The organism is Sulfitobacter sp. M22, from assembly GCF_021736025.1.
GTDB lineage: Bacteria > Pseudomonadota > Alphaproteobacteria > Rhodobacterales > Rhodobacteraceae > Sulfitobacter > Sulfitobacter litoralis.
Window position 1 is genome coordinate 1,832,301 of sequence record NZ_WMEC01000001.1, and the last position, 24,576, is coordinate 1,856,876.

Genomic DNA, 24,576 nt, shown 5'->3' on the forward strand with positions numbered 1-24,576 from the left:
AATAAACGCTTTCTCGCCGCCCGACTGATAGGCGCGGCCAAGAATATTTGACCAAGTTAGGATCGGCCCATGCGCCAGACGGTCTCGAAGAATACCCGCAACGGCAAACCAGCGCGGCGGGTCCTTTTTTACAGTCACGACACTTTTGGGTTGGGGCACCTGCGCCGCTCGCGGGCACTGGCCGCTGCGTTGATGGATGGGGACGAAGACGCCTCCGCCATCATCCTGACCGGATCGCCTGTAGCAGGGCGGTTTACATTTCCCAAAGGGGTCGACCACATCCGTCTGCCCGGCGTGACCAAGTTGGTTGACGGCAGCTATGTGGCGCAGTCGCTGCATCTTGATATCGACCAGGTTACCTCTTTGCGGGCCAACCTGATACGTACGGCCCTTGAAGAATATACCCCCGACCTGCTGATCGTCGACAAAGAGCCCACAGGCTTTCGCGGAGAGCTGCTGCCCGGCCTTGACTGGCTGCGCGAAAACGGCACGACCAAAGTCGTGCTTGGCCTGCGCGACGTTCTGGACGAACCGGATGTACTGGCCGCCGAATGGGAACGTAAAGGTGCCGTCGAAGCGGCAGAGAAATACTATGACGAAATCTGGGTCTATGGCATGCACGACGTCTATGATCCGACTAAGGGTTTGCCCCTGTCACAGGCGGCGCATGACCGGATGCACTGGACAGGATATCTACGCCGCGAAGCCCCCGAAGAAACACCCCCGGCCGAAGAGCCCTATGTATTGATTACCCCCGGTGGGGGTGGTGACGGGGCCGCGATGGTGTCGCTTGTGCTGGACGCCTACGAGCAAGACCCCGACCTGACCCCCAATGCCAAGCTGATCTATGGGCCTTTCCTTTCGGGCGACGTGCGCGAAGCCTTTGATGCGCGGGTGGCCAAGCTGGGTGGACGCGTAACCGCGCTTGGTTTTGATAGCCGGATTGAGCAATTGTATGTCGGTGCCGAGGGCGTGGTTTGCATGGGCGGTTATAACACCTTTTGCGAAGTGCTTTCCTTTGACAAACGCGCCGTGATCGTGCCCCGCACCGTGCCGCGCCTGGAACAATGGATCCGTGCCAGCCGTGCCGAAGAATTGGGGTTGGTCCGCATGCTTGACGAAACCCGCGACGGCATGACGCCACAAGCGATGATCGCCGCGATCCGCAACCTGCCCCATCAGAACAAACCATCGCAGGCGGGTGCGAACGGTCTGCTGGACGGGCTGGACGTGGTTGTCGAACGGGGCCGCGCCTTGATGGATGGTGCCGCATGACCGATATCCCTGCCCCCCTCGCCATTGTCGTCAAAGGCTGGCCGCGCCTGTCAGAGACGTTCATCGCGCAAGAGCTCGTCGCGCTAGAAGAAGCGGGATTGCGGTTTGACATATGGTCTTTGCGCCACCCGACCGATGTCAAGACCCACCCCTTGCACGACCGGCTGAAGGCGCGTGTGCGTTACTTGCCCGAATACCTGCGCGACGATCCCGAACGCGTGGCCGCAGCGCAGGACGCCGCGCAGTCCATGCCTGGCTACGCTGCCGCGTGGGATGTCTTTCAGCAGGATCTGGCACGCGACGATACCCCTAACCGCCGTCGCCGCTTTGGGCAGGCCTGCGTCATGGCACATGAGCTACCCGCCGACACCCGCGGCATCTATGCCCATTTCTTGCATACGCCCTCGTCTGTTGCGCGATACGCGGCGATCCTGCGCGGACTGCCGTGGAGCTTCTCTGCACACGCCAAGGACATCTGGACCTCGCCCGAGTGGGAACTGCGCGAAAAGCTTGACCCCGCCAATCGCGGAGCCGCCTTCGGGGCCACCTGCACAGATTTCAATGCGCAACATCTGCGCAGTCTCTCTGGCGATCCCGACCGGATTGACCTGGTCTATCACGGGCTTGATCTGGCACGTTTTCCCAAACCCCCAACACGGGTCCAGCGCGCCAAAATCGATCCGTTCCAGATGATGTCCGTCGGGCGCATGGTAGAGAAAAAAGGCTTTGATAATCTGATCGACGCGCTAGCGCTGCTGCCAGAAAGCTTTGACTGGCACTGGACCCACATCGGCGGCGGTGACCTGTCAGATACGATGCAAGCGCGGGCAGAGGCGCATGGAATCAACGACCGTATTACGTGGCGCGGGGCCTGCGATCAGCCAGAGGTGATCGACGCCATGCGGGCCGCCGACCTGTTCGTGCTGCCGTCGCGTATTGCCAAAGACGGCGACCGCGACGGCCTGCCCAATGTGTTGATGGAGGCCGCGAGCCAGAAGCTCCCTATGCTCAGCACGCCAGTGTCAGCCATCCCCGAATTTATCACCAGCGGCAGTACCGGCCTACTCAGCGATGACGCCCCCGCCGCCTTGGCCGATGCGATGCGGCGTTTCGCCGATGACCCTGCGCTTGGCCCGCGACTGGCCGAGGCAGCCCACGACCGCCTGCACGCCGAATTCACCATGGCCCCGGGCATCCGTCAGTTGCACAAACGGCTGAACGCGATGCTGGCACAGGTCGGCTGATGCAGCTCGCGTTCTACGCTCCGTTAAAGTCGCCGGATCATCCTGTGCCGTCGGGGGATCGTGCGATGGCACGGGGGTTGATCGCGGCGTTGAACGGTGGCGGCGCTACAGTTGCGATGGCCAGCACCCTGCGCAGCCGCGACGGCGCAGGCGACAGCGCAGTTCAACGCGACCTCATTGACGCCGCACAGACCGAAATCATAAACGCAATCGCCCGTGGTCGTGCCGAGGGCTGGCAGGCGTGGATCACCTATCATAATTACTACAAGGCACCTGACCTCATTGGCCCCGCTGTCACACGGGCCTTGGGCATACCCTATTTACTTGTCGAATCCAGTCGCGCGCGCAAACGTCTGGCCGGTCCTTGGGCCGGTTTTGCCCAAGCCGCAGAGGCCGCTAGTGACGCGGCGGATGTGATCTTCTATCTGACCCACCGGGATGCCGAAACGCTGCGCCGCGACCAGACGCCGGACCAACGCCTCGTCCATCTGCGCCCGTTTTTGGCACAAGAAGCCTTGCCACCGCCCTCGACGCTGAACGGCCCCATGCTGGCCGTCGGCATGCTGCGCGGAGGCGACAAGCGCGCCTCTTACCAAATCATTGCCGACACGCTGGCGCTGCTTCCCCCCGATACTTGGCGTTTAGACATCGCAGGCGACGGCCCCGCCCGCGCAGAAGTCGCGACGTTGCTGGCCCCCTTTGGCAACGCGGTTCGATTTCTGGGCCAGCTTGATGCGGCGGCGATGGCACAGGCCTATCAACAGGCCGCGCTCTTGTTCTGGCCCGGTGTGAACGAAGCCTTCGGGCTGGCCTATCTTGAGGCGCAAGCTGCGGGTCTGCCCGTCGTGGCGCAAGACCGCCCCGGCGTGCGCGATGTACTGGCCCCTGCCGCCTATCCCGCGCCTCAGGATGGGGAAGCGCCGCTGGCATCCCAGATCACAGCGCTGCTGACAGATGACGCGATGCGCCAGCAGCGCAGCACTGCCGCACGCGCCTTTGTCGCCCGCCAGCATTTGCTACCCTCGGCCACGGCGACCTTGCTGGCGGGGCTGGCCGACTGCGGGGTGCACCCGTGATCCACCTTGCCCTGCTCCGCCACGGCCATACGGCGTGGAACCGCGCTGGCCGGATTCAGGGGCGCACGGATATCCCGCTGGACGACGAGGCGCGTGCGCAACTGGCCGCGCAACAGCTACCCGCGCCTTGGGACCGCGCCGATCTGGCATCAAGCCCCTTGGCCCGCGCTGTTGAAACCGCCCAGCTTGTCGCAGCGCGCACGCCAGAGACCTCCTTTGCCCTGATGGAGATGAACTGGGGCCAATGGGAAGGGTTGCACGGCACCGACCTGAAGGCAGACCCGGCCAGTGGATTTCGCGACATCGAAGATTGGGGATGGCACTATACCCCGCCGGACGGCGAAAGCCCCGATAGCCTGCGTACACGACTGATCCCTTGGGCGGGCACCCTGACCCGCGATACCGTCGCTGTCTGTCATATCGGCGTCATGCGCGTACTGCTGGCCCATGCGACCGGCTGGGACTTTGACGGCCCCGCCCCCTTTCAGATCAAGCGCAACCGCTTATATCTCCTAGTGATTTCACCGAGCGGCTGGTCCGCCCTGCCCGACCCGATCCGACTGGAGCCGCGTTTATGAAGGTCAGCATCATCGTCACCCACCTGCTGGGCACCGGCCATCTGGCTCGCGCCCTGACCCTAGGCCGTGCCTATGGGGCGGCGGGGCATGACGTGCAGGTCGTCTCGGGCGGGATGCCTGCGCCACAGTTGAACAGGGACGGCGTTGACGTGGTGCAATTGCCGCCCCTGCGGTCCGACGGAGTGGATTTCGCGCGTTTGTTGGATGATCGCGGGGACGTCGCCTCGGATGCGGTCATGACGGCACGGCGCGAGATGCTGGTGACACATATCAAGTCTTCGCAGCCGGATCTTCTGATAACAGAGCTGTTCCCCTTTGGCCGCCGCACGCTCAAGGCAGAATTCGTCGCCCTACTTGACGCTGCACAGGCGCTGCGCGTGCGGCCGCTGATCTGCGCCTCGGTTCGGGATATCCTCGCCCCGCCGTCGAAACCCGCCAAGGCGCAGCTGGCAGATGACCTGATCGCGCAATACTATGATGCGGTGATGGTGCACGCAGACGGCGACGTCACACCGCTGTCGCTCAGCTGGCCGGTGTCACTCGCGTTGCAGGACAAACTGCACTATACCGGCTTCGTTGCACCGCCCGCCGCCAGCCCCCATCCCGACCAGCTGGGTGAAGGTGAGATCATCGTCAGCGCCGGTGGTGGCGACGTCGGGGCGCATGTCTTTGACACCTGCCTTGCGGCTGCGGCGCGCGATCCGGATAGGGTATGGCGCTTGCTGCTGGGTGGTCAGGACGCTGCGCGGCGCAGCGCCGAACTGATGCAGAATGCCCCCCCGAATGTCATGATCGAACCCGCCCGCCCCGAGTTCCGGCAGATGTTGCATCACGCCGCCGCTTCGGTGTCGCTATGCGGGTATAACACCGCACTGGACGTGCTGCAAAGCGGGGTGCGCGCCGTGTTTGTGCCCTTTGATGCAGGCAATGAAGTTGAACAGGGGCTTCGGGCCGATGCTCTCGCCGTGCTACCGGGAATCGAGGTGCTGCGCAGTGCCGCCCTGACGCCGGATGCGTTGCTGTCCACCTTGCACACGGTACTGGCCGATACGCCTCGCCCTGCACGGACCGACGGGTTTGACGGGGCGGCGATGACCGTCACCTTGACCGAATCGCTCAGAAAGACAGCGCCATGACAGTAGATTGGTCCCGTCTAGACACCGAGCTTGCCGTGTGGCGCGCGCATGGGCTGACCCTGCCGCTTTGGTGGCGTGACGATGATGCCATTGCGCCGACGCCTGCGTTGGACCGTCTGGCTACAATGGCGGGTGACCTCTCACTCCCCGTGCATATCGCCGTGATCCCGAAGCATGCAGACCCCGCGCTGGCACAGCTTTGCCAAGAGCGCCCGCTGGTCCGACCGCTGGTTCACGGCTGGCAGCATATCAGCCACGCGCCCGAAGGGGCGAAAAAGGCAGAGTTCGGCCACCCCCGCCCTGATGCGGCGCACGAGCTGACCCAAGGGTTGGACCGGATGCAAAGCCTGTTTCGCGACGACCTGCTGCCGGTCTTTGTGCCGCCGTGGAATAGGTTGGACGACGGGTTGCTGCCGGTTCTGGCGCAGGCGGGCTATGTCGGGGTATCGACCTATCTGCCACGCAAAGACCGGATCGCCGCCAGCGGGCTGGTGCAGATCAATACCCATATCGACCCGATTTTCTGGCGCGGCACACGCAGCCTTGTCCCGCCGGTCACGCTGATCGCAGATATCACCAAGCTGCTTCAGGACCGCCGCAACGGCCTGGCCGACCCACAGGAACCGCTGGGGTTTCTGACCCACCACTTGGTGCATGACGAAGATATCTGGGGGTTCACCCACGCCTTTCTGGCGCGGCTGCTGGACGGTGGGGCGGTACCAGCGGATATGCGTAGCCTGCCCTAATCGTTCGAAAAAAGGGGGCGCTTAATGCGCCCCCTTTTGAATAACTTGCCTTAGTTGTCCATCTTGAGCGCGGAAATGAACGCTTCCTGAGGGATGTCGACCTTGCCGAACTGGCGCATCTTTTTCTTACCCGCCTTCTGCTTGTCCAGCAGTTTGCGTTTGCGCGATGCGTCGCCGCCGTAGCATTTCGCGGTCACATCCTTGCGCATTGCGCTCAGGGTTTCGCGCGCGATCACCTTCCCGCCGATGGCCGCCTGAATAGGGATTTTGAACATGTGCCGCGGGATCAAATCCTTGAGCTTTTCAACCATCGCACGGCCCCGCATTTCGGCGCGGTCGCGGTGCACCATGGTGCTGAGCGCATCAACGGGTTCGTCGTTAACCAGAATAGACATCTTGACCAACGCATCCTCGCGGTAGCCAATCATCTGGTAGTCGAACGAGGCATAGCCCTTGGTGACCGACTTCAGCCGGTCATAAAAGTCAAAGACGACTTCGTTCAGCGGCAGGTCATAGACCACCATGGCGCGGCTGCCCGCATATGTCAGGTCCATCTGCATCCCGCGGCGGTCCTGACAGAGCTTTAGCACGTCGCCAAGATAGTCGTCGGGCACAAGGATCGTCGCCTTGATCCGCGGCTCTTCGATGTGATCGACAAAAGTCAGGTCGGGCATGTCGGCGGGGTTGTGCAACTGCTCGACTGTGCCGTCTTTCATGTGGATGTCATAGATAACCGATGGCGCGGTTGTGATCAGATCGATGTCATACTCGCGCTCGATCCGATCGCGGATCACCTCGAGGTGCAGCAAGCCGAGGAAACCACAGCGGAAGCCGAAACCAAGAGCGGCAGATGTTTCCATCTCGAAGCTGAAGGACGCGTCGTTCAGTGCCAGCTTTTCGATGCTGTCGCGCAGGTCTTCGAATTCGGCGGCGTCCACGGGGAACAGACCACAGAACACCACGGGCTGCGCCGGTTTAAAGCCCGGCAGCGGGGTCTCGGTGCCTTTTTTCTCGTGCGTGATCGTATCGCCGACCCGCGTGTCGCGCACCTGTTTGATCGACGCGGTCAGAAAACCGATTTCACCGGGGTTGAGGCTGTCGATTTCGGTCATGGCGGGGCGGAAAACGCCGATGCGGTCAACGTGGTGCACCGACCCGTTCTGCATCATGCGGATACGGTCGCCCTTTTTCAGCTGACCATCCATGATCCGCACCAGAACGATGACACCCAGATAGCTGTCGTACCATGAATCGACCAACATGGCCTTTAGCGGCGCGTCTTGCGTGCCGGTAGGCGCGGGCAGCTTGTGCACGATGGCTTCAAGCGTTTCGACAATGCCCTGACCTGTCTTGGCCGAAACACGTATCGCTTCGGAGGCATCGATGCCGATCACGTCTTCGATCTGCTCGGCAACACGGTCGCAGTCCGACGCGGGCAGGTCGATCTTGTTCAGGACCGGCACGATGTCATGATCCGCGTCAATCGCGTGATACACGTTGGCAAGCGTCTGCGCCTCTACGCCTTGGGTACTATCGACAACCAGCAGCGACCCTTCGACCGCGCGCATGGACCGCGAAACCTCGTAGGCGAAATCGACGTGACCGGGGGTGTCGATCAGATTGAGGATATATTCCTCGCCATTTTTGGCCGTGTAATTGATCCGCACCGTCTGGGCCTTGATCGTGATCCCGCGCTCGCGCTCGATATCCATCGAATCGAGCATCTGCGCCTTCATATCGCGCAGGGAAACGGTGTTCGTCTCTTGGATCAGGCGATCGGCGAGCGTGGATTTACCATGATCGATGTGGGCGACGATGGAGAAATTGCGGATATGTGAAAGTGGTATCATGGATCAACGATATGGTGCGGATTCATGCGCTGGTCAATGGGCTGGATCGCCTGTTCCCGTTGATCCTTGGGGCGTCATGGACGCATGGGCGGATTTACCTGCATTCTGATCGCGACTGTCAAAGGGGAGATGCGATTTTTTCGCGGGCATCTGGCATGCAAAATCCGCATACCGTCGTTCGAGCCAATGTAGCAAGGAGGCGCGCGGTACCGAGCGGTACCCTCGCCCTACGCAAGGATGCAACACAGCCATTTAGTATGGCCGCCTTACAGTTCCACCCATCGGAGCCTCCTGTTAGAGGAACCTTCTCAAATGATCTGCACCCTCGCAGATAGGGCGAATAAGGAATTTTGAGATGAAGATGAAACACTCGCTTGGCACAGTGACCGTTGCAGCTCTTGGCTTGGCATCGCTTCCCGCGTTGGCTCAGGCCCAAGAAGGTCCCGTCTGGGACGTTTACGGCCAGCTGAACTTTGGAGAGTGTCCGATCTTCTGTGTAACTGCGATCTGGTCCATGCTTCCTGAGAGGAGCAAGGACGATGACCATATCCGAGGAACTGCTGGACGAACTACTGAAGGGCTGCGAGCGGCCTGAAGACCTGCTTGGCGATGCCGGTCTAATGAAAGAGCTCAAGATCAAGCTGATGGAGCGAATGCTCGGTGCTGAGTTGACGTCACATTTGGGCTATGAAGACGGCAAGGATGCCCCGCCTGATCAGACCAACCGTCGCAACGGGTCATCCGCCAAGAGATTGAAGGGGCAAGACGGCGAACTGCCTATCGCTGTGCCACGGGACCGGGACGGTAGCTTCGAACCTGAACTGGTGAAGAAGGGTCAGACCCGCATTGATGGGATGGATGACAAGATCATTGGCCTCTACGCAGCCGGTCTGACGGTCCGCGATATCCGTGCTCATCTTGAGGACGTCTATGGCCTGCAAGTTTCGCCAGACTTGATCAGCCGCGTGACCGATGCGGTGCTGGATGAGGTTCGGGAATGGCAGTCCCGGGCGCTGGACCGGATGTATCCCATCGTCATTTTTGACGCTCTACGGGTCAAAATCCGTGACGCCGATAGCCGCATGGTCAAGAACAAAGCCGTCTACGTGGCCCTTGGCGTCAGCAAGGATGGCGTGCGCGAGGTTCTCGGTCTTTGGATCGCTGACAACGAGGGCGCCAAATTTTGGCTCTCCGTGATGACAGAGCTTAAGAACCGTGGGCTGCAAGACATCCTGATTGCGGTCGTAGACGGTCTCAAGGGCTTCCCTGATGCCATCACAGCAGCCTTTCCGGACGCGACCGTGCAAACGTGCATTGTCCATCTCGTGCGCCACTCGTTGAACTTCTGTGCCTGGAAAGATCGCAAGGAAGTGGCCGCTGATCTACGGCGGATTTACAGCGCCCCTACAGCCGATCAAGCTGGTTTGGAGTTGGATGCCTTCGAGGAAAAATGGGCCGGAAAATATGCCTCCATCGCACCGGCCTGGCGCAGGGCTTGGCAGGAAGTGATCCCGTTCTTTGCTTTTGATCCCGCCATCCGAAAGATCATCTACACCACCAACGCAATTGAAAGCTTGAACCGTGGAATCCGCAAATCGATTAAGACGCGGGGATCGTTCCCGACCGAAGGCGCAGCCACGAAGCTGATCTACTTGGCGATCCGCAAGTTTGAGAAAGGCGGCCGAAATGTTCGAGAATGGTTTGCGGCCCGCAATCATTTCGCCATAATGTTTGAGGATCGCTTCAATGCGTGACTGTATCTAAAACCCGCATGGGCCAGACCAGATACACAAAGTTCATGACACTCCCGAACTTTGGCGTTCTGAGCGTTGACGACGGCGTCGATACAAACACCACGTTTATCGACAACGATAACTCCAACAGCCGCGTCGGCCTGACCATGACCCAAGCGCTGCAAAACGGCTCCGAATTGCGCCTGACCTTCGAAGCGGGCCTTGGCCTGACCGGGTCTTCCGCCATCAACGGTTCCGACGACAGCCTGGACGTCGACTACCACCGCACCGAGCTGCGCAAGCTGGAACTGGCGTACCGCACACCAAACGCGGGTATCTTCTCGTTTGGTCAGGGTAGCACGTCGACAGACGGCTCCGCCGAAGCAGACTTCTCGCGTACCGGCGTTGCAGCCTATGTAGGCATCAGCGATATCGCGGGCAGCCAACTGCTGCGTTTTGCAGACGGCTCCCTGTCGAGCGTCGCAATCGGGGACACCAACGGGTCGTTTGACGGCAGCCGTCGTTTCCGCGTTCGCTATGACACCCCAGTCTTCAACGGCTTCTCTGCCTCCGTATCCTACGGTCAAGAAGTCCTGAGCTCGGGCAATGACAACGACTACACCGATGTTGGTACACGCTACGTTCAAGACTACGGCGACTATTCGGTCGATGCACGTCTAGGCTATTCGTTCCGTGACACCAGCAACGATCTGGTCATGGGCTCCGCCGCTGTTCTGCACCAACCAACCGGTCTGAACCTTGCCGTTTCTGCTGGCCGCAAAGTCGCGGGTGACGCGGATTACGCTTACATCAAAGCAGGCATCACGCGCGATTACATCGCCGCGGGCGAGACATCCTTCTCGGTTGATTACTACGACGGGAACGATTTCGTTGTCGCAGGCTCCAGCACCTCTTCCGTGGGTGTCGCCGTTGTGCAGCGTCTTGATGCGTATAACACCGAGCTTTACGCGACACACCGCAGCTATGACTTCGACGACGCGTCGGCATCCTATCAGGATCTGGACGTGACCTTCGTCGGCGCACGCTGGGAGTTCTAAGCAACATTCGCCTTTGCCCGATCTTTTTGGGCAAAGGCATTTCCGTTTGCATCATCAATCGTGAATTGCCCAACCTGCAGTTTTACGGCATAAATGCCAGCAGCAGTTAGGGCAGCCTCGGGATCAACCCGGCGTCCAAGAGATGAGGCAAAACGATGGTACGACTTTTCACGATTTTATGTGTTGTTGGCACGCTGGCCGCTTGCGGGGGGCCGCGCGGCTATAACCCCAGCGGCGGACTTGGCCGGGGCGCTGTGCTTTTTGCCACGGGACCGATTAATTCCGCTTGCTTGCAGTCGGGTCGCAAACAAGCCAGCGCCGCACGCTGCGGATGCATTCAGGCCGTCGCCGACAGAGAGCTTTCCTCGTCTGATCAACGCCGCGGTGCGCGCGTATTCGGCGACCCGCACACCCTGCAAGAGGCGCGCCAGTCCGATAACAAAAGCGACAATGATTTCTGGGCCGTCTGGAAAGCCTACGGGCAGACCGCATCGACCCTGTGCAGCGCCACCTGAATAATTAAGGTTCCGGCGGCAGGGGGGCCCCCTGCCCTAAGACGTTGGGCGTGTTGGCGGGCCGAAACGGTCGATCAGGCGATCCTTGATCTGATCGCGGGCCGCCCGATACTGTTCTATCTTGGCCTCACGGGTTTCACCCAAGCCCGTCGGATCAAGAATGGGCCAATATTCCACCGTCAGGTGATAAAAGCGTGTCAGCTCCAGCGCGCGGCGTTGGCTGGCAGGGCTCAGCGCGATGATCAGGTCAAACGAACTTAGGTCATCGCCCCAATTTTCCATCTCGTCAAAGCTGCGCGACCGATGGCGCGACAGCTCAACGTCCAGTTCTTGGCAAACTGCGATCGAAAAGCCGTCGATCTCGAGATCGTTCATCACGCCGACGGATTGTACATAGGTGCCCGTGCCGTAGAACTTTTTCATCAACCCTTCGGCCATAGGCGACCGTACCGCGTTGTGATCGCAGCAAAACAGCACCGATTGGGGCAGTTTCTGGATCATCTAGCCGCCGTAATGCAGAACGCAGATCAGGGTGAACAGGCGGCGGGCCGTGTCGGTGTCGATCTCGGCCTTGCCTTCAAGCCGCTCTTGCAGCACCCGAGAGCCTTCGTTGTGAATCCCGCGTCGCGCCATATCGATGGTCTCGATCTGAGCTGGCGCTGATTTCTTGACGGCCTCAAAGTAGGATTCGCAAATCTGGAAGTAGTCTTTGACAACCTGCCGGAATGGCCCCAGCGACAGATGGAATTCTGCCGCCTTTTCAGCGGCTTCAGTGTTCACATCAAACACCAAACGTTTGTCGCGGATCGACAGTCCCAGATGGTACGGCCCCTGTGGCACAGGACGGTCGTCGCGCACTGGCAGGGTAAAAACGTTATCCTCCAGCAGGTCAAACATCGCGACCTTGCGCTCTTGTTCTATCTCGGGCGTGGGTGGGGGCAGGTTCGCGTCGTCAAGCGCAATATGCGTGATCCGGGACATGGGGACGTCTCATTTAGTGTCAATCCCGCCGACCTTAGACCGGGCGGCGGGGTTCTACAATTGGCATCGGCAGACCGAACATGGGGCCGTTGCGTCAGTCGTTCAGTTTGCGCAACCGCGCGGTCACCGACAATCCGTGTGCCTCGAGGCTTTCGGATCGCGCCAGTCGTTCTGCCGACGGGCCAATGGCGCGTAACGCATCCGGTGTCATCCGCGCCAAAGTCGTCCGCTTCATAAAATCTAACACGGACAGCCCGCTGGAGAACCGTGCAGAGCGTGCCGTTGGCAACACGTGGTTCGGCCCGCCAACGTAATCGCCAATCGCTTCTGGCGTCCATTGACCAAGGAAGATCGCGCCCGCGTGGGTGATCTGCGCGCTCAGCGCATCCACATCCGCGACGCAAAGTTCAAGGTGCTCAGGAGCGATACGGTTGCTCAGCTTGGCGGCGGTCGCCAGATCCGGCACGGTGATGATCGCCCCGTTCTCGCGCCAGCTGGTGCCCGCAATCGCGCGCCGTTCCAGCGTTTCCAGTCGGGCATCCACGGCATCCGATACAGCGCGGCCAAACGCCGGATCTGTGGTGATCAGGATCGACTGGGCGCTTTCATCGTGCTCGGCCTGGCTGAGCAGATCGAGTGCGATCCAATCGGCGTCATTATCCCCATCCGCGATCACAAGAATTTCCGACGGCCCCGCGATCATATCAATGCCAACCTTGCCGAACACCCGCCGTTTCGCGGCGGCAACATAGGCGTTGCCGGGGCCGGTGATCTTGTCGACGGGCGGGATCGTGTCGGTGCCATAGGCCAGTGCGGCCACTGCCTGCGCCCCGCCGATGCGGTAAATCTCATCGACGCCCGCCAGCCGCGCAGCCAGCAACACCAGCGGGTTCAAAACCCCATCCGGCGTGGGCACAACCATCGCAAGCCGTTCGACGCCCGCAACCTTGGCAGGGATCGCATTCATCAAAACAGAGGACGGATAGCTCGCCAGACCGCCCGGCACATAAAGCCCTGCGGCAGAAACCGCGCTCCACCGCCAGCCGAGCGTTGCACCCGTGTCGTCCTGCCATTCGGCATCCTCTGGCAATTGGCGCGCGTGGTAGGCGCGGATACGCGCGGCGGCAAGCTCAAGCGCGGCACGGTCCTCGGTCGATACTTCGGCCACGGCCGCGTCAACTTCGGCTACCGTGATGCGCAGGGTCTCGGGCGTCAGGGCGATACGGTCGAATTTCTTGGTCAATGCGATCACAGCCGCATCACCCGACGCGCGAACCTGCGCGATAATGTCGGCGACCGTGTCGTCCACATCGGGGCTGTCTTCGCGTTTGGCCGACAGCAGCGCTGTAAACGCCTGTTCAAAATCGGGCTGATCAAAGTCTAGGAATTGGGGCATCGGATGTCCTTTGCGCGGCGCAATGGGCTTTGAAGAATCGTCGCACAGTCAGGCTGCGCGACGAGGGACAAGAAAGAACGCTTAGGCCGGATGTTCCGGAAGCTTGCGTGACGGGGCCGCATAGGGGCGCGTCACATCCTTCAAGGTCACATCCAGCGCTTCGACGGTCAGACGAATCACGCCGTCCCCTGCGAGTGTCAGCAGCACGTCACCCGATGGCGCGTCGGTTTCGGTGAATTCGATCTGCAACAGCGACAGGATGGTATCCGCATCGCCCTTGTTCACGCCCTGGCTTGAGACGCGCTGCACGTTGCTGAACATCAAAATGGTTTGCACGCGTTCCGGGGCGTGACGCGACTTGCCGGCGTCCTCCCAGCGAACGCGGTTCAGCAGCAAGGCAAAGCGCCCTTCCTTTTGCAGCCAACGCATTTCCGACCCCGGAAACACAGCATCCTGCGCCAGCGACGAGATCACCTTGAGGTCTTCGACGTCCAACGCGCCGAGGTTCAGCGGGGCTTCGCGCCCGTCTTCGAAACGTGCATCTTCGGTCATTCTTTGATCCGTTCAATATTTGCGCCCACGCCGCGCAGTTTTGCCACCACATGTTCGTACCCGCGATCCAGATGGTAAACGCGGCTGACGCGTGTTTCACCTTCGGCGGCCATACCGGCAAGGATCAACGAGATCGACGCCCGCAAATCGGTCGCCATCACCGGCGCACCTTTCAACTTTTTGACGCCATGAACAGTCGCGGTGCCACCATGGACTTCAATATTTGCCCCCATGCGGATCAGCTCCGGCGCGTGCATAAAGCGGTTCTCAAAGATTTTCTCTTCCAGCACCGAAGTGCCGTCCGCCGTACAGAGCAGCGCCATCATCTGCGCCTGCAGGTCGGTTGGAAAGCCCGGGAAAGGTTCGGTCGTCACATCGACCGCGCTGATCACACCATTGCGCCGCGCGACCTTGAGCCCCTTGTCGGTCTCGGTCACATCGATCCCTGCGGCATCCAGCTTTTCACAAAAGGCCGATAGCAGGTTGATGCGCCCGCCCAGCAGTTCGACTTCGCCACCGCACATCGCGGGGGCAAGCATATAGGTGCCCAGTTCGATCCGGTCGGTCACAACCCGGTGGGTGGCCCCATGCAGACGGTCCACGCCCTGAATCTCGATCCGGCTGGTGCCGTCGCCGTCAATCTGTGCGCCCATAGCGCGCAGGCAGTCGGCAAGGTCCACGATCTCGGGCTCGCGGGCGGCGTTGTTGATCACCGTCGTCCCCTTGGCCAACGTCGCGGCCATCATGATGTTCTCGGTCGCGCCGACAGAGGCAAAGGGGAAGTCGATGACCGCACCTCTCAATGCGCCGCCTTGCGCCTTGGCGTGCAGATAACCGTCACGCAAGTCGATCTCTGCGCCCATCAGGGCCAGACCATCGGTGTGAATATCCATCGGACGCGCACCGATCGCGCACCCACCGGGAAGCGACACCTGCGCGTGCCCTTCGCGGGCCAAGAGCGGGCCTAGCACAAGGTTCGACGCCCGCATCTTGCGCACGATGTCATATTCGGCGCGTGTGTTGATGTCGCCATGACACGACATCGCCAGAACCTGACCGTCCTGCATTGATGTCACCTCTGCGCCCAAGGACCGCAGCAATTCGGTCATCGTGCGAATATCGGACAGGCGCGGCGCGTTGGTCAGCGTCAGCGGCTCTTCGGACAGAAGGGTCGCGGGCATCAACGTCAGACAAGCGTTCTTGGCCCCCGCAATCGGAATTTGTCCGGACAGCTCACCGCCGCCTTTGACCACAATAGAATCCATCCTTCAGCCTTCCTTGCTTTGGCCGGTCGGGCCGTTATCTGTCTGCGTGCTATCATTCTGCGCGTCGTCGCTTTGGGTTTTGTCGCTGCGCGCACGCGCTTGCGCCTTGCGTCGGCCCATATTGGCTTTCAGCGCGGCCTTTAGCCTGTCTTCCCGCAATTCATTGGGTTTTGGCGGCTTTTGAGGGGCGGTATCCTTTGACATGTCGATTGTCTAGCGTAGCGAACCGATATGGTCCAGATTACGCTTGCACCATATTGCGAATGGGGCTAATCACCCGCCCACAGTGCTGGAGTAGCTCAGTGGTAGAGCGCGTCATTGGTAATGACGAGGTCGGGAGTTCAATCCTCCCCTTCAGCACCAGATCCCCCTTAATGATCATATCTTATTGCCTTTGCCTCTGTTCAAGTTTCGCAGCTGAGTTGCCCAGCTGATCGGCGTTCTGCTGACCAGTTACGGTTCCGTGCCGTGCACACCTTCGCGAATCGCCGCTGGAACGAAAAAACCCCGACCACATGTGCAGCCGGGGTCTCAATTTTCACGTAATGCGGATTAACCGCGGTATGTCAGACCGGCAAACAAGCGGCCTTGGTCGCGGTGACGGCCACCGTGGACCGACCCTGCAACTGATGCGACACCGGCGATCAACGACGCAGCAGCCAGAACAAAGGCTGTCAGAATGGCCGCGTTACGGGCTGCCTGAGCTGCGTCAATTGCAGCTTCTTTCGCTTCTTCAGCAGCTTGCTCGGCTTCTGCCTTGGCTGCGGCGATTGCCTCTTCGGCCTCTTGGCGCGCGTCCTGCGCTTCGGTCACGACCGTATCGACACGCGTTTTCGCCTGAGCTTGTGTCAGATCGGTACGTGCAGCGACGGCACCGGCAAGATAGGTCCGATCCTCTTCGCTCACTTCGCCCGTCCGGTAGACATTAGCCATAATGCTGGCGGTCTGTTGTGCCAGCTCCTCTGGATCAGCAGTGGTCGGGTTAACCTGATTTGGACGCAAAAGCTGGTTCGACAGGTAGTCAGTCGGATCGTTCTTTGCTTCGTCCGGAATCGCCGCACCGGCAGCATCAGCCAGCCCAGCTGCAGCGCCGCCCACGGCAGAGCCTGCAGCTTCGACAACAGTACCGGCTGCTTTGCCTGCACCAGCAGCAACATTGCCTGCGGTGTTGGCGGCAAAAGTAAAGGCGGTGGACAGCATAACGGCAGTGATAACCGACCCGAGGCCCCAAACAACCAGACCATTGATGCCGTCACGTGCAGTCACTTCGTCTTCCGTCGCGCTTTCAACGCGGCGGCGCATACGGCCAGCGATATAGCCCCCTGCAAGGTAGGACGCGACCAGTGTGATCACCAGCCACAGCGCCGTCAGCACCAGTTCAAGTGTAGAAGAGTCATCTGTCCCGTCCAGCGTGATCGACGCCAAGCCGAGCGCCGCGCCAAAGCTGGTCAGCAACAGGCCAATGGCCACGGCGACAACGGTACCTGCGAAAATTGCAGGCCAGTCGACGTATGATCCGTCGGGTGTTTTGTCAGTAAGTGTCGTATCCATGTTAATGCCTCCCCGGCGTTGAATTACGCTAGGCCGATGAGCGAAAGAACCGCCATGACAACAACCACAAGACCTACGAGATAAATGATGCCGCCCATTTGAAATAATCCTCTGTCAGCGCCCGCGCGACATACGCAGGCTTCACAGGGGGAACGTCATGGAACCGGCAAAGTTCCGCCAGTTGCTCAAATATTCGACATGTCCTGTGACACAGCGGTCAAAGCCTCCTTTAAGGGTCGCCCTGCCATTTGCCGTCAAAGATCATATCATTTACGGGGAGCCGCTTGCTCCAGCCCTTCACTTCAAGCTCGGGCGTTTGATACATCTCGTCGACGTGCCCCAAACACAGGTAGCCGACGATCTCTATGCGGTCTGGGATATCCAGCAAGCTGCGCAAATCCGCATCGTGGAACACACTGACCCACCCCATGCCGATGCCTTCCGCGCGCGCGGCAAGCCAAAGGTTCTGGATCGCGCAAACGGTGCTATAAAGGTCCATGCTTTGATTGTGGGTGCGGCCCAACACGACCTTGCCGCCACGGCTGCGGTCACAGGTCACGCATATATTGACGGGAGCCTTGCGTATGCCTTCGAGCTTGAGCGACCGGTAGGTCGTCTGGCGGTCGCCCTCGAACATCTGGGCGGCTTCCTCGTTCGCGGTGTTAAAGGCCTCCCAGACCTGATCGCGCGCCTGCTGGTCGCGGATCACGATGAAATTCCACGGTTGTGACAGGCCGACCGAAGGCGCGTGATGCGCGGCGGTCAAAATCCGGTACAAGACATCATCTGCAACGGGGTCAGGCAAAAACTGGTCGCGCACATCACGGCGGGTAAAGATCGCCTTGTACACGGCATCACGTTCAGCATCTGAGAAAGGCGCGGCGGGTGCCAGCGCGGACGGTATCGGCATTGTTCATTCCCCAACAATACATTTCAGCGCCTGTCCCGCTGTCCATGCGGTGCAAGCTGTACTGTCTGGCCGGTCTTCTGACTTAGGGTCTTCTGGTTCACGCGCCTTCCCGGATATCTCCAGTGGCCTAGGCGCAAACCATCCCCATTACAGCGTTGGGCACGTGCGGGACTTTCACCCGCTTCCCGATTCTTCCGCCATGCGGACACCAGACCGCCCTATTGGGCCACGGCGATCCGCCCGGAACAAGCCCTATCGCGGGATCAGCCGCGTTTGGTCGCGAAAATCTTTCTCATGACGGCGTCGAACTCGTTCCACGAAATGACTGCCTTGTTGCCGGCATAGCCGTGATAATAGGACCGCCCGCTCGCCGTGGGAAACCCGGCCCAGATGCGCGCAAGGTTCTCCATGAACCGGTGACGGCTGATCTCGCCCTTCTTAAACGAGACAAAACCCGCATCGGCCAAGAGAATATCTGCCAGCCCGTCCTGCAGCTTTGGCGTAAAGCGGTCGTTTTTGCTAAGCCCTGCCTGACGCACAAGGCTGCGCAAGGTGGCTGGTATGAACTGATACCGCCCAATGGCGTGTTGCTGTCCGGGTGTGCGGTCAATCCAGCGATAGATTTCGCCGATGGTCATCTGTGTCGGGCGCTGCGGCGGCAGGCGCTTGGCCCCGTATTGCACGGCGTCGTACCCTTTAGGGCCGGCCTCGGCCCAAGCAATGAGGCTTTTGAGGTCAGCCGCCGTGCTGATACCACTGAACGCCTGAAAGGACCGGCTGCGGCTGCTGATGGTAGTCGTGCGGGCATGCACCTTGGGCTGGACCTTGGGACGCAGTTTGATCTGCCCCTGTCCGGCGGATTGCATAACGTTGAACGAAATATCGCTTTGCATGGCTGACCGGGTGCCCGAGAGGCTGAAACTATCAGCGCTGGCAGCGGTGGCGGCCATCAGTGCGGCCGTGGCAAGAATTGGCAGTGTGTGTGTAACTTTCATGTCTTCCCCCAAGATAAAAAATCGTCATGGTCCTATCGTGACCGCTGACGGCTGCGCTTTCATTTGCGCAAGCAGGGGGGTCGGGGGCATCGACGGATAGGGGGCAGTATCTTTTGGGATAGAGAGCTATGCCGCCGTGCGGTTGCCCCCTTCGTTCAGACGGAACTTAGCGGCGCGATAGGTCAAAGCATCTGCCGCAAGCGCCTAAGCATCGGCACAGGGGATTCGCGGTAAATCGGGGTAAAAACGTATAGCCGATGCCCCACCAATGGGCGTCAACCCCGCATTCAGGATCTAAACCACGATATTCATTGCTTAATCCGACGCGTCACGGTGGCCGTTTTGTCGGAGTTGCGCTATGTTCGGTCGCATATACTTTAGAATGGAGTGCATCTCATGACGGATGAAACGTCGCCGGGTATCCCGACACCCGACGGGGCCGCTGCCGTAATCGACACCGATTACGAAATTGGCCAAGACAACAAAGAAGGCAGCGTCGGGCCCTTCGGCTTTGACATTCACAACCCGGTCTTTGCGATCTCGGGCGTGTTCATCATCGCCTTTGTTTTCTACACGCTCGCCCTGCCCGAACACTCGGGCGCATTGTTCACTTGGCTGTTTTCGTCAGTGACAAAGGGCTTTGACTGGTTCTTTATCTCTGCCGGCAACGTGTTTGTAATTTTCTGCCTGATGCTGATCGTCACGCCTTTGGGTCGTGTGCGTCTTGGCGGTGCGGATGCGACCCCCGACTATACGTACCTTGGGTGGTTCTCGATGCTGTTCGCGGCCGGCATGGGCATCGGTCTGATGTTCTATGGCGTCTCTGAACCGCTGTCGCATTTCTCAAGCTCCATGGGCGGCACTGCTGTTGGCGAAGACGGCCTGCGCACCGATTGGGCACCTTTGGGCGCGGCCGCGGGCGATCAAGCCGAAGCGGTGCGTCTGGGTATGGCGGCCACGATCTACCACTGGGGTCTGCACCCTTGGGCGATCTATGCCGTTGTCGGGCTGGCGCTGGCGCTGTTCAGCTATAACAAGGGTCTTCCTCTGACCATCCGCTCTGCGTTTTACCCGATCCTGGGCGAACGTGTTTGGGGCTGGCCGGGTCACCTGATCGACATTCTAGCGGTGTTTGCCACGCTCTTTGGCTTGGCGACGTCGCTGGGTCTCGGTGCAACACAAGCCAACGCGGGTCTGAACGAGCTCTTTGGCCTGCCAGTCGGCCCGACAGCTCAGGTTCTGTTGATTACCGGTATCACCGCGATTGCGACAGTCTCAGTGCTGCGCGGTTTGGACGGTGGTGTTAAAATCCTGTCCGAGATCAACATGGGTCTGGCGTTCCTGTTGCTGGTGTTTGTGCTTCTGGTGGGTCCGACATGGGCGATCCTGTCAACCTTTGGATCGTCCCTGCTGGCCTATGGTGAATACCTGCCTGCCCTGTCCAACCCGGTTGGCCGCGAAGACGTGAACTTCATGCAAGGCTGGACGTCATTTTACTGGGCATGGTGGATCAGCTGGTCGCCTTTCGTGGGGATGTTTATCGCCCGCGTCAGCCGTGGCCGTTCGGTGCGCGAGTTCCTGACCTGCGTCCTACTGATCCCGAGCGTAGTCTGCGTCCTGTGGATGAGCGTCTTTGGTGGCATGGCAATCGACCAGGTGATCAGCGACGGTTACACCGCCGCACAAGAAGCAGAGCTGCCGCGCCAGTTGTTCGCGATGCTTGATGCGCTACCCCTCGCCGGGATCACATCGCTGATCGGCATTGTGCTGGTCATCGTGTTCTTTGTGACCTCGTCGGACTCCGGCTCGCTGGTGATCGACACGATCACGGCAGGCGGCAAAGTCGATGCGCCCGTGCCACAGCGCGTGTTCTGGTGCATCTTCGAAGGTGCGGTCGCGATCGTGCTGCTGCTTTCGGCAGGCGGGCTCAAATCCTTGCAGTCGATGGTTATCTCGACCGGTTTGCCGTTTACCGTGGTTCTGCTGTTCTTGTGCTATGCCATCATTCGTGGCCTGCGCGACGAGATGAAGTCGCATTAACACCTGAACCTGATGCGTTCATTATCTGAGCGCCGACAAGATCAATACCCCCCGTGGCCCTACGCTGCGGGGGGTATTTTTATGCCCCGCCTCGGGGGCAATATCACTGGCACTCCTCCGTCCTCTATATTCCGACTAAAACTGTCGGATTGACATGCCCTATTAATTCAATCAGGTTTAGTGCAACGTCTAGCCACCCCGCGTACAATCACGGGGACGCCCGACACATTTGATGTGAGGAGTCCCATGATGATCCCAATTCCCAAAACGCATATTGCCGTGATCCGTCAGGTCTGCGCCAGCAGACCGCCTGATTTTGCGCGCCGCGTGCCGCCCCCCCTATTCACGCCAACCGAGAGAGCAGCCCTATGACCTTTCACGCCCCCCCAAAGACCCAGACCCCGATGAACGCGCTTCCGACCTATTCCGCCCGCGACCTGACCGAAGGCGGAGATCTGGCGCAAATCGTGCTGGATACCCAGACCTACACGTTGCGGATCACGCGTGCTGGCAAGTTGATTCTGACCAAATGAGGGATGCACATCAGCACCCCGGCGGTGCGCCGGTAGGGTTTATCACAGAGCTAGACAGCCTTCAGGCGGCGTCGGTTATCTATTTGCGGATGTGGTGTGACGGGCCCGATGCGCAGGAAAAAGTCGGCAGCGATCTGGCCAGCGTTCTGGGTAACACCAGCGGGTCCAAGGCGCGCGCCACGTTTGAACAGCTCTGCTCGCTTTGTGCGCGGTTCGGTCGCCGTCCTTTGATGCGCCACTCTGTGACGTGCAAATGTCTTGGCGCTGATGAATCCTGCTTTGCGCATTTCATCGCTACAGCCACCGAGGGCCAGCGCGAAGATGCAATGCTGATCGCAACCCTGCTGGTACGCGCAGATATGGCCCCGCTGGTGGCATCGCTTGCGGCTGATTTTGGCCTCGCGCTCAAGCGCATGCACCTGAGTGCGCCACGCGACATCGCCCGGAGTGAAGCAGCACGAACGCTGCATTGATTAACGCAGGCCTGCGCTTTTCGCCGCAAAACGTGCAGGGCGGCAACCCATAAAAAATTTCATAAGGCGACTGAACTTTAATACTTGATTGTTTTAATCGGCTTTAGTACCCCGCCCCATAACAGGTAGCCAATCGTCGTGACCAGCCCCCTAAAAGCAGCCCGAATGGGCAATGACGAGGGCGATATGACACAGATGAAAACACCCCACAGCTTGCGGGGCCATACGGCCAGCCGCAGCATCGGCATGATGACGGCCGCCGCCATCGGCGCAACGTCTCCTGCAGCACTTTATGCGCAATCCAGCGACGAGCCGCTGCTGCTTCCCGGGATCGAGGTTGAAACCTCAGAGCCGCAGGCTGCCAAGCCCAAGCCACAACCCGCCAAGAAACGCGCCGCGGCGGCCCCTGCCCCCCGCGCGACACCGGCACCCGCCCCTGCACCTGTCGTGGCCGAGGCCCCCGTTGCAGCCGCCCCCGCCGCGCCCGTCGCTGGCGAGAATGGCTTGTCGCCCTACGCCAACCCCGAAGCCGGATATCAGGCCGTACAATCGGGCAACTCGCTGCTGACGCAACCGCTGGTCGATACACCGCGGACCGTCACCGCAGTCACTCAAGACGTGCTGCGCGACAAGAACGCGACCTCGGTGCGTGAACTCGCCCGCACCACCCCCCGGCATTACATTGGGCACCGGCGAAGGCGGCAACGCATTCGGCGACGTTCTGTTCATTCGCGGTTTCCGGTCCTCTAACGACGTCTTCATCGACGGCGTGCGGGATTCCGGCGTGGCCGTGCGCGAAACCTTTATGGCCGAACAGGTCGAGATCACCAAAGGGCCGTCCGGCTCCATCGGTGGGCGTTCCACCACGGGCGGCGCGGTCAATCTGGTGACCAAAAAGGCGCAGGACACGGACTTTGTCAAAACCACCACGACCTTTGGCACCGCCGATCTGGCACGTCAGGAAGTGGACTGGAACAAGGTCTGGAACGACCGTTTCAAGACCCGCATCGGTGCCGTCGCCCAAGTCAGCGACGTTGCAGGCCGCGATGGTAGCAAAGACGACCGTCTGGGCCTGTCCATCGCTGCCGAATACGAAGCGACCGACCGTTTAACACTGGATTTCGAAGCCTACCAGCTGCAGATGAAGCAGATGCCCGACTGGGGCGTTCCATGGGATGGCACCAACAACGTGCCCTTCACCGAAGCCGGTGCGGGTCGTCCGACGCTGGACCGCGACACCTTCTACGGCAACCCCGACCGCGACTTCCACGATGCGACACAAAGCGTCGCCACATTCGGCGCGACCTTTGAAATCACACCGGGCATGACCTTCACCAACCGATCGCGTCTGAGCCGGACCGAGAACGACTATATCGTGTCGGCGCCTGAGCGCCCTGACACCTCGGATGCCGATCCGCAGAACTGGACGCTGACCGCCTCTCCTAAAAGCCGGTATCAGGTCAACGAAGTGGCGTCGAACACCAGCGAGCTTTCCTTTGGTTTCAACACCGGCTCGGCGCGCCATGACATGATCGCGGGCTTCGCGCTTTCGCGTGAAGAGATCAGCCAGCGTGGCTATGTCGGGCTGTCCTCCGAAGTGGGTGGCGGCACAGCCGAAGACCGTCTTGAAGGGTGCTCCGTCGCGATCTACAACCCCGACACCAGCGGCTGTTCCACAGCGACACCGGTGCGCAGCGCAGATGCGACGCTGACCGATGTCACCACACGGTCGCTGTACCTGAACGACACGATCACCTTTAACCCGAAGTGGCAGCTGAACCTTGGTGCCCGTCTGGATGATTACAGCGTCAGCCGGACCAGCACCCAAGCCGGTGCTGAAACGCTGTCGCGCGATGACACCTTGTTCAACTGGAACGCCGGTGTTGTCTGGAAGCCACGTGAGAACGGGTCGGTCTACCTGTCCTATGCCACCTCCTCCAACCCTGTCGGGGATGAACTGGACGCAGGTGGCGGTAGCTATAACGGGATCGATTCCTCGAACCTTCTGCTTGAGCCCGAAGAAAACACCGCGATCGAACTGGGCACGAAATGGCAGTTCGGCAACCTGACCGCCACCGCTGCGCTGTTCCAGACCACCAAGGACAACGCCCGTGAAAGCACAGGCGGCCGCGGCTCCCCTGTTGTGACCACCGCGACCGGTGAATACCGCGTCCGCGGGATCGAACTGGGCTTTGGCGGCAACATCACCGAAAAGCTGAGCCTCTTCGGCGGTGCGACCCTGATGGACAGCGAAGTGCTGAAAAGCAGCAACCCCGACAACGTTGGCGAAGAGTTCGCGAATATCGCGCACGAGCAGTTCAACGTACTGGCCCGTTACGACTATAACGACCAGTGGAGCTTTGGCGGTCAAGCCACATGGCGCGGCAGCGTTCAGGGCGGCGCATTCGCGGCCACCAACGGCAACGAGCTGCCGAGCTACTGGCGCTTTGACCTGATGGCGGATTACCACATCACGGATGATGCCTCGGTCAACTTCCGCATCGATAACGTGCTGGACGAAACCTACTATGACGCGCTGTACCGCTCCGGCACGCCGTTCGTCTATGTGGCACCGGGTCGCTCTGCGTCCATCTCTGTCAGCATGAAGTTCTAAACCACACACCAAGGCTGGCGGCGCAGACCCGCGCCGCCAGCCGATCCCCTCGAAA

At 60.3% G+C, this 24,576-nt stretch carries 25 protein-coding genes, 1 tRNA gene and 1 riboswitch; of the genes, 16 read left to right on the forward strand and 10 right to left on the reverse strand.

The features are described 5' to 3' along the window. Window positions 1–69: 69 nt before the first annotated feature. The 6 genes from GLP52_RS09015 to GLP52_RS09040 are packed head-to-tail and all read left to right on the forward strand — an operon-like array spanning window position 70 to window position 6,055. The gene (locus tag GLP52_RS09015; RefSeq protein WP_237272212.1) at window positions 70–1,275 is read left to right on the forward strand and encodes a glycosyltransferase family protein; all 1,206 of its coding nucleotides are present in this window, start codon (window positions 70–72) and stop codon (window positions 1,273–1,275) included. Continuing rightward, the gene (locus GLP52_RS09020; RefSeq protein WP_237272213.1) at window positions 1,272–2,519 is read left to right on the forward strand and encodes a glycosyltransferase family 4 protein; all 1,248 of its coding nucleotides are present in this window, start codon (window positions 1,272–1,274) and stop codon (window positions 2,517–2,519) included. The genes GLP52_RS09015 and GLP52_RS09020 overlap by 4 nt, the downstream gene beginning before the upstream one ends. Next, window positions 2,519–3,595 carry a glycosyltransferase family 4 protein gene (locus tag GLP52_RS09025; protein WP_336885924.1) on the forward strand — a complete coding sequence of 359 codons (1,077 nt, stop codon included), beginning with the start codon at window positions 2,519–2,521 and terminating at the stop codon, window positions 3,593–3,595. Before GLP52_RS09020 ends, GLP52_RS09025 begins: the two co-directional genes overlap by 1 nt. Further along, window positions 3,592–4,173, forward strand: a complete 582-nt coding sequence (locus GLP52_RS09030) for a histidine phosphatase family protein (RefSeq protein ID WP_237272214.1) — start codon at window positions 3,592–3,594, stop codon at window positions 4,171–4,173. Before GLP52_RS09025 ends, GLP52_RS09030 begins: the two co-directional genes overlap by 4 nt. Further along, window positions 4,170–5,309, forward strand: coding sequence for a glycosyltransferase family protein (locus GLP52_RS09035; RefSeq protein WP_237272215.1), 1,140 nt, complete (start codon window positions 4,170–4,172; stop codon window positions 5,307–5,309). The genes GLP52_RS09030 and GLP52_RS09035 overlap by 4 nt, the downstream gene beginning before the upstream one ends. Then, complete coding sequence (locus GLP52_RS09040) at window positions 5,306–6,055, forward strand: polysaccharide deacetylase family protein (protein WP_237272216.1); 750 nt, start codon at window positions 5,306–5,308, stop codon at window positions 6,053–6,055. Before GLP52_RS09035 ends, GLP52_RS09040 begins: the two co-directional genes overlap by 4 nt. Before the next feature lie 50 nt (window positions 6,056–6,105). Here GLP52_RS09040 and lepA read toward each other — a convergent pair whose 3' ends face one another. Beyond that, complete coding sequence (gene lepA, locus GLP52_RS09045) at window positions 6,106–7,905, reverse strand: translation elongation factor 4 (RefSeq protein ID WP_237272217.1); 1,800 nt, start codon at window positions 7,903–7,905, stop codon at window positions 6,106–6,108. Between the two features lie 355 nt (window positions 7,906–8,260). On the opposite strand from lepA, the gene GLP52_RS09050 reads away from it, so the two are divergent. The 4 genes from GLP52_RS09050 (at window position 8,261) to GLP52_RS09065 (ending at window position 11,211) form a co-directional block, all read left to right on the forward strand. Further along, window positions 8,261–8,500, forward strand: a complete 240-nt coding sequence (locus GLP52_RS09050) for a hypothetical protein (RefSeq protein ID WP_237273512.1) — start codon at window positions 8,261–8,263, stop codon at window positions 8,498–8,500. After that, window positions 8,445–9,659, forward strand: a complete 1,215-nt coding sequence (locus GLP52_RS09055) for an IS256 family transposase (protein ID WP_237271104.1) — start codon at window positions 8,445–8,447, stop codon at window positions 9,657–9,659. Before GLP52_RS09050 ends, GLP52_RS09055 begins: the two co-directional genes overlap by 56 nt. A 44-nt stretch (window positions 9,660–9,703) precedes the next feature. Next, window positions 9,704–10,696 carry a porin gene (locus GLP52_RS09060; RefSeq protein WP_237273513.1) on the forward strand — a complete coding sequence of 331 codons (993 nt, stop codon included), beginning with the start codon at window positions 9,704–9,706 and terminating at the stop codon, window positions 10,694–10,696. A gap of 155 nt (window positions 10,697–10,851) precedes the next feature. Next, complete coding sequence (locus GLP52_RS09065) at window positions 10,852–11,211, forward strand: hypothetical protein (protein ID WP_093734279.1); 360 nt, start codon at window positions 10,852–10,854, stop codon at window positions 11,209–11,211. Window positions 11,212–11,247: 36 nt separating this feature from the next. Here GLP52_RS09065 and GLP52_RS09070 read toward each other — a convergent pair whose 3' ends face one another. The 6 genes from GLP52_RS09070 to GLP52_RS09095 form a co-directional block, all read right to left on the reverse strand. After that, window positions 11,248–11,712, reverse strand: coding sequence for an arsenate-mycothiol transferase ArsC (locus GLP52_RS09070; protein ID WP_093734280.1), 465 nt, complete (start codon window positions 11,710–11,712; stop codon window positions 11,248–11,250). Beyond that, a complete protein-coding gene (locus GLP52_RS09075; protein ID WP_237272219.1) occupies window positions 11,713–12,192 on the reverse strand; it encodes a UPF0262 family protein in 480 nt (159 codons plus the stop codon). Window positions 12,193–12,286: 94 nt separating this feature from the next. Then, on the reverse strand, window positions 12,287–13,588 hold the full coding sequence (gene hisD / locus GLP52_RS09080) for a histidinol dehydrogenase (protein WP_237272220.1): 1,302 nt from the start codon (window positions 13,586–13,588) through the stop codon (window positions 12,287–12,289). An 81-nt stretch (window positions 13,589–13,669) separates the two neighbouring features. Beyond that, window positions 13,670–14,140, reverse strand: coding sequence for a DUF2948 family protein (locus GLP52_RS09085; RefSeq protein ID WP_093734283.1), 471 nt, complete (start codon window positions 14,138–14,140; stop codon window positions 13,670–13,672). Next, window positions 14,137–15,405, reverse strand: coding sequence for a UDP-N-acetylglucosamine 1-carboxyvinyltransferase (gene murA / locus GLP52_RS09090; protein WP_237272221.1), 1,269 nt, complete (start codon window positions 15,403–15,405; stop codon window positions 14,137–14,139). Before murA ends, GLP52_RS09085 begins: the two co-directional genes overlap by 4 nt. A 3-nt stretch (window positions 15,406–15,408) precedes the next feature. Continuing rightward, entirely contained in the window at window positions 15,409–15,609 is a 201-nt protein-coding gene (locus GLP52_RS09095) for a hypothetical protein (RefSeq protein ID WP_093734285.1), read from the reverse strand. 84 nt (window positions 15,610–15,693) lie between these two features. Between GLP52_RS09095 and GLP52_RS09100 the strand changes: the two genes are divergently transcribed. Next, window positions 15,694–15,768, forward strand: a tRNA-Thr gene (locus tag GLP52_RS09100). A gap of 189 nt (window positions 15,769–15,957) precedes the next feature. On the opposite strand, the gene GLP52_RS09105 is transcribed toward GLP52_RS09100, so the two are convergent. From GLP52_RS09105 to GLP52_RS09115, 3 genes are all read right to left on the reverse strand, one after another. Beyond that, window positions 15,958–16,956, reverse strand: a complete 999-nt coding sequence (locus tag GLP52_RS09105) for a hypothetical protein (RefSeq protein WP_237272222.1) — start codon at window positions 16,954–16,956, stop codon at window positions 15,958–15,960. 229 nt (window positions 16,957–17,185) lie between these two features. Then, the gene (gene bluB / locus GLP52_RS09110; RefSeq protein ID WP_237272223.1) at window positions 17,186–17,866 is read right to left on the reverse strand and encodes a 5,6-dimethylbenzimidazole synthase; all 681 of its coding nucleotides are present in this window, start codon (window positions 17,864–17,866) and stop codon (window positions 17,186–17,188) included. A 50-nt stretch (window positions 17,867–17,916) separates the two neighbouring features. Next, a riboswitch (cobalamin riboswitch) is annotated at window positions 17,917–18,094 on the reverse strand. 35 nt (window positions 18,095–18,129) lie between these two features. Further along, window positions 18,130–18,861, reverse strand: coding sequence for a hypothetical protein (locus GLP52_RS09115; protein WP_237272224.1), 732 nt, complete (start codon window positions 18,859–18,861; stop codon window positions 18,130–18,132). A gap of 396 nt (window positions 18,862–19,257) precedes the next feature. Between GLP52_RS09115 and GLP52_RS09120 the strand changes: the two genes are divergently transcribed. The 5 genes from GLP52_RS09120 (at window position 19,258) to GLP52_RS09140 (ending at window position 24,521) form a co-directional block, all read left to right on the forward strand. Beyond that, window positions 19,258–20,901, forward strand: coding sequence for a BCCT family transporter (locus tag GLP52_RS09120; RefSeq protein WP_093734289.1), 1,644 nt, complete (start codon window positions 19,258–19,260; stop codon window positions 20,899–20,901). A gap of 368 nt (window positions 20,902–21,269) precedes the next feature. Continuing rightward, window positions 21,270–21,434: a hemin uptake protein HemP gene (hemP, locus tag GLP52_RS09125; RefSeq protein ID WP_093734290.1), complete on the forward strand. Its 165-nt coding sequence runs from the start codon at window positions 21,270–21,272 to the stop codon at window positions 21,432–21,434. Continuing rightward, a complete protein-coding gene (locus GLP52_RS09130) occupies window positions 21,431–21,907 on the forward strand; it encodes a hypothetical protein (RefSeq protein WP_093734291.1) in 477 nt (158 codons plus the stop codon). The genes hemP and GLP52_RS09130 overlap by 4 nt, the downstream gene beginning before the upstream one ends. Before the next feature lie 165 nt (window positions 21,908–22,072). Next, on the forward strand, window positions 22,073–22,657 hold the full coding sequence (locus GLP52_RS09135) for a hypothetical protein (protein WP_237273514.1): 585 nt from the start codon (window positions 22,073–22,075) through the stop codon (window positions 22,655–22,657). Then, window positions 22,557–24,521, forward strand: a complete 1,965-nt coding sequence (locus GLP52_RS09140) for a TonB-dependent receptor (protein WP_237273515.1) — start codon at window positions 22,557–22,559, stop codon at window positions 24,519–24,521. Before GLP52_RS09135 ends, GLP52_RS09140 begins: the two co-directional genes overlap by 101 nt. Window positions 24,522–24,576: the final 55 nt, after the last annotated feature.

What these genes read in the sequence shown, in the direction of transcription:
- GLP52_RS09015 (WP_237272212.1), top strand. Translation starts at nt 70, where the DNA reads ATGCGCCAGACGGTCTCGAAGAATACCCGCAACGGCAAACCAGCGCGG.
- GLP52_RS09020 (WP_237272213.1), top strand. Translation starts at nt 1,272, where the DNA reads ATGACCGATATCCCTGCCCCCCTCGCCATTGTCGTCAAAGGCTGGCCG.
- GLP52_RS09025 (WP_336885924.1), top strand. Translation starts at nt 2,519, where the DNA reads ATGCAGCTCGCGTTCTACGCTCCGTTAAAGTCGCCGGATCATCCTGTG.
- GLP52_RS09035 (WP_237272215.1), top strand. Translation starts at nt 4,170, where the DNA reads ATGAAGGTCAGCATCATCGTCACCCACCTGCTGGGCACCGGCCATCTG.
- GLP52_RS09040 (WP_237272216.1), top strand. Translation starts at nt 5,306, where the DNA reads ATGACAGTAGATTGGTCCCGTCTAGACACCGAGCTTGCCGTGTGGCGC.
- lepA (WP_237272217.1), bottom strand. Translation starts at nt 7,905, where the DNA reads ATGATACCACTTTCACATATCCGCAATTTCTCCATCGTCGCCCACATC.
- GLP52_RS09050 (WP_237273512.1), top strand. Translation starts at nt 8,261, where the DNA reads ATGAAGATGAAACACTCGCTTGGCACAGTGACCGTTGCAGCTCTTGGC.
- GLP52_RS09055 (WP_237271104.1), top strand. Translation starts at nt 8,445, where the DNA reads ATGACCATATCCGAGGAACTGCTGGACGAACTACTGAAGGGCTGCGAG.
- GLP52_RS09060 (WP_237273513.1), top strand. Translation starts at nt 9,704, where the DNA reads ATGACACTCCCGAACTTTGGCGTTCTGAGCGTTGACGACGGCGTCGAT.
- GLP52_RS09065 (WP_093734279.1), top strand. Translation starts at nt 10,852, where the DNA reads ATGGTACGACTTTTCACGATTTTATGTGTTGTTGGCACGCTGGCCGCT.
- GLP52_RS09070 (WP_093734280.1), bottom strand. Translation starts at nt 11,712, where the DNA reads ATGATCCAGAAACTGCCCCAATCGGTGCTGTTTTGCTGCGATCACAAC.
- GLP52_RS09075 (WP_237272219.1), bottom strand. Translation starts at nt 12,192, where the DNA reads ATGTCCCGGATCACGCATATTGCGCTTGACGACGCGAACCTGCCCCCA.
- hisD (WP_237272220.1), bottom strand. Translation starts at nt 13,588, where the DNA reads ATGCCCCAATTCCTAGACTTTGATCAGCCCGATTTTGAACAGGCGTTT.
- GLP52_RS09085 (WP_093734283.1), bottom strand. Translation starts at nt 14,140, where the DNA reads ATGACCGAAGATGCACGTTTCGAAGACGGGCGCGAAGCCCCGCTGAAC.
- murA (WP_237272221.1), bottom strand. Translation starts at nt 15,405, where the DNA reads ATGGATTCTATTGTGGTCAAAGGCGGCGGTGAGCTGTCCGGACAAATT.
- GLP52_RS09095 (WP_093734285.1), bottom strand. Translation starts at nt 15,609, where the DNA reads ATGTCAAAGGATACCGCCCCTCAAAAGCCGCCAAAACCCAATGAATTG.
- GLP52_RS09105 (WP_237272222.1), bottom strand. Translation starts at nt 16,956, where the DNA reads ATGGATACGACACTTACTGACAAAACACCCGACGGATCATACGTCGAC.
- bluB (WP_237272223.1), bottom strand. Translation starts at nt 17,866, where the DNA reads ATGCCGATACCGTCCGCGCTGGCACCCGCCGCGCCTTTCTCAGATGCT.
- GLP52_RS09115 (WP_237272224.1), bottom strand. Translation starts at nt 18,861, where the DNA reads ATGAAAGTTACACACACACTGCCAATTCTTGCCACGGCCGCACTGATG.
- GLP52_RS09120 (WP_093734289.1), top strand. Translation starts at nt 19,258, where the DNA reads ATGACGGATGAAACGTCGCCGGGTATCCCGACACCCGACGGGGCCGCT.
- hemP (WP_093734290.1), top strand. Translation starts at nt 21,270, where the DNA reads ATGACCTTTCACGCCCCCCCAAAGACCCAGACCCCGATGAACGCGCTT.
- GLP52_RS09130 (WP_093734291.1), top strand. Translation starts at nt 21,431, where the DNA reads ATGAGGGATGCACATCAGCACCCCGGCGGTGCGCCGGTAGGGTTTATC.
- GLP52_RS09135 (WP_237273514.1), top strand. Translation starts at nt 22,073, where the DNA reads ATGGGCAATGACGAGGGCGATATGACACAGATGAAAACACCCCACAGC.